Source organism: Rhodonellum psychrophilum GCM71 = DSM 17998 (assembly GCF_000381545.1).
In the GTDB taxonomy this organism is placed as follows: domain Bacteria; phylum Bacteroidota; class Bacteroidia; order Cytophagales; family Cyclobacteriaceae; genus Rhodonellum; species Rhodonellum psychrophilum.
This window is the reverse complement of sequence record NZ_KB906714.1, coordinates 1-3677: the sequence shown is the minus strand read 5'-3', so window position 1 is coordinate 3677 and position 3677 is coordinate 1. Positions and strand designations below refer to the sequence as shown.

Genomic DNA, 3677 nt, shown 5'->3' with positions numbered 1-3677 from the left:
GGTTAACCGGAAGGAAACGAAACCCTCGCACCAAACTTTCTCCGGATAAAAGGACGGCCTATATATCTGCGTTTTTTGGCAGGATTCGGAGAGCGTGAAGAAAATGAGTTAGCTCGTGCGTTTTTCCGAACGAGATCCACTCATTTTTAGCTCTCAGAAGCCAGACAAAAATCAAATTGGAAGGAAATCAATTTTCCGAAAATACACGTCCCAATTTGAAGAAGAGATATCAGCCTTGATTTTTTGGTTCCTTTTTGATCAAGCAAAAAGGGACAAAGGAAAAAAATTTGCGATTAATGTCAACCACCTGCTTTGGCGAAAAACCTTTGGGATTCAATCTTTTTCTTTAGCCAAAAAGAAACAATCACGACATTCCAATTCCCACGGGTTGCAACCCGTGGCAAATCAAGGTTGAAGCCTGCCTCTGCCGGCTGACAGGCCCTTCAGGCTTCCCTTCACAATCCGACAGGACATTGATGCATTGCCAACTCCATCACCTTCGTTTTTCAGTAAATTAAGGAATGAAACCCCCACCACGAATCCATAAATTTAAAAATGAAGTAAGGAATCCCTTCAATTCCCCATTTCTTCCCTATATTTAATCCGTAATATGCATTTGGTTTCAAAAAAGGGGTTCATCTGCAAGAATATCAGACTCTTGGGAGACTAATTTCTGATAGCAATAGGGTGAAGTCAAAAATACGCAACACCTAATTGATTATCAGTCAATTACAACCTTTAATTGAGTTTGGAATGCATAACACGGGTTTAAAAAATGCTTGGCGCCTTTATCCTTATCTTCATTCTTTTCGGCGTCAGCCAGCCGATCCTAAACAGTATCCAGCAAAGGCATAAATTTGTCAAGGCTGGGTTTCTCAACCAAATGTATTGGTACCACATGCTTTTTGGGGGGATTTACTATTCCTATACCCTCGTTGCAAGGTCGGATTCTGTCAACTACTACAACAAAACGCTTAAATACTGGCCTACTTGGGGATCTGCCTTCAGTCCGGGAACGGATTTTATGGAATGGATGGCCTTTCCTTTTGTCCGCTACCTGAATTTCAACTATGAAATGACCATGTTCCTCTTCACATGGTTTGGTTTTTTGGGCTTTGTGTATTTCTATCTTTTCTTCAAAGAGAACCTTCGTTTCAATCCCAAGTTTGAGGGATACGATGCCATTACCATTTTCATGTTTTTGCCCAATATGCACTTTTGGACTGCTTCCTTGGGGAAAGGAGCGGTTATCTTTTGTGGGATCGGCTTCTTGGTGTATGGGCTTTCCTGGCCGGGAAAGAGGATCCCCCATTTGGCAATTGGGGGGCTGTTGACCTATATGGTTCGGCCCCATATCCTGTTTGCAATCGTGATCGGGATGGGGGTGGGCTTTATCCTGGGCAAGGAAAAGGTGCCTGCTTATCAGAAATACCTGACGGCCATTGGCGGGCTCGTGATCAGTATATTGGTCTATGATCAGTTGCTGACCTATTTGGGCTATGATCCGAACAATATCGTGGAGAGTTTTGAGGAAGAATCCGGATTGAATGCCCAGCGTCTTCAATCCGCAGGTTCCGGCGTCGATATGAGTTCCTACAGCTTACCCATGAAATTGTTTACCTTCTGGTTTCGTCCCTTGTTCGTGGATTCACCGAACCTGTTGGGAATTTTTGTTTCCATGGAAAACCTGCTCTATATCTACATGTTCAGCAGGGTCCTGAATAAGGATTTCATCAAATTCATCAAGGGAGCACCGGCCATGGTGAAGATGTCCGGAATCGTATTCATCTCGATCTCTATTTCCATGACTTTTGTGATGTCCAATCTGGGCATCATTATCCGCCAAAAAAGCCAGATCATGTACTTTATGCTCTTTGTGGTGATCGCCTTTATGGATTGGCAAAAAACCAACAAGATGCGCAAGCGGCTGGAGATCTACAACCGGATCGTGGAAGAAGAGCAACGCAATCGCGAGCTTTCCGAATCCAAATAACCTATCTTTTGATACCAGAACCTTTCTTCTTTGACTTTAAAACCTGAAAAGTTCAAAATTTAAAGAAAGAATGCATTGAAAAGTCAAGTTTACTATTAACATTGCATCAGGCTAATTACCCAATTGCCCAAAAAACCACCCCATTATGCATTCAGCGAACATTACCCACCTATGACTCCACCCGTATTCACCATCAGCCTGGACTTTGAGCTCCTTTGGGGGATTTTTGACAAAGTGGGCAACAACGTTAATAAGGAATATTTCTTAAAAACCCGCAAGGTAATCCCCCAATTGCTGGAGCTTTTTGCCCAAAATGAAATCCAGGTTACCTGGGCGACGGTCGGGATGCTTTTTGCCGAAAATGAGGAGGAGTGGCACCACTATTCTCCCCTTCACAAACCTTCCTACCGAAACAAAAACTATTCTGCGTATGAATGGAAAAAACAGCATGGTTTGGAACCTGACCTTCATTTTGCGCCAGACCTTATCAAAAGAATCCTGGAGACCCCGGGGCAAGAAATCGGAAGCCATACTTTTGCCCACTTTTATACCCTGATCAGGGGACAGTCCCCAGACCAATTTCGGATGGACTTGCAGGCTGCCCAAAAAATTGCCGGGGAGAAATTCGGCATTCAACTCAAATCTTTGGTTTTTCCAAGAAATCATCTCAATCACCAGTATTTGGCGATTTGCGGAGAAGAGGGATTTGATCAGGTGCGGGGAAATCCTAAAAACTGGTTTTGGCAAGAAACCCAACACGGGAGTTTGTTGAAACGACTGAGTCGGACAGCGGACTGTTTCGTGCCCATGGGAAGCCAGACTTCCTATCCCTGGGAGGAAGTGGAGAAGGAAGGGGAATCAGAACCTTGGATGATGCCAGCTTCCCGATTGCTCAGACCCTATTATGGATCCAACAACCTGATCAATACATTGAGGTTGAACCGGATATTCCAAGAGATGACCCATTCAGCCAAGCACGGGCAAATCTACCATCTTTGGTGGCATCCCCATAATTTTGGTCATTATCCCGAAGACTCCATGCGGGAACTATCCAAAATCCTCCAGCATTTCCACAAACTGAAATCCCGATATGGCATGCTTTCCCTTTCCATGAAAGAATTGGGAACACTAAAGACTGTCCACTCACAACAAACCGAAATAATCCCCAGTCAAAAAACCGAGATTATTTCAGTAAAATAGCAGGACTTCAATCGAAAAAACGCAAAGCAACAGAAGGAATCCTATTTCCCAATCTTGGACAGTTTTTCATTATTCAAGCCCTTCAGGCTTGGTAAACGATCTGAACCATTTTCCCACCGCATTGTATACGGGGCTAACCAAATTCATTCCCTTCAGGCTTGGCGGTAATTGGTCGACAAGGAGGACGTGGTCTGTGGGGAGAGAGGCCATGGGTGTGGAATTACCACTAAACTTCCCTCGGACGTGGGGAGGAGGAAATTGGACCGAGCCGGCGTGGGCCAAGGGCGGAGGAGGATTCCAATTTCTTGGCCTTTTGGTTACTTTTGGGCTAAGCCAAAAGTGACAAAGGAAAAAATCACCACAAATAATAACTACCTGCTTTGGCGATAAACCTTCGGGATTCAATCCTTTCCCTTAGCCAAAATGAAACAACCACGACATTCCAATTCCCACGGGTTCCACCCGCGGCTACTCAAGGTTGAAG

General features: G+C 44.5%; 2 protein-coding genes. Both read left to right on the top strand.

Annotated elements, in window-relative coordinates:
- Positions 1-775: 775 nt before the first annotated feature.
- Complete coding sequence (locus tag F824_RS0125335; protein ID WP_019600742.1) at positions 776-1993, top strand: hypothetical protein; 1218 nt, start codon at positions 776-778, stop codon at positions 1991-1993.
- A 171-nt stretch (positions 1994-2164) separates the two neighbouring features.
- Positions 2165-3193 carry a polysaccharide deacetylase family protein gene (locus F824_RS0125330; RefSeq protein WP_019600741.1) on the top strand — a complete coding sequence of 343 codons (1029 nt, stop codon included), beginning with the start codon at positions 2165-2167 and terminating at the stop codon, positions 3191-3193.
- Positions 3194-3677: the final 484 nt, after the last annotated feature.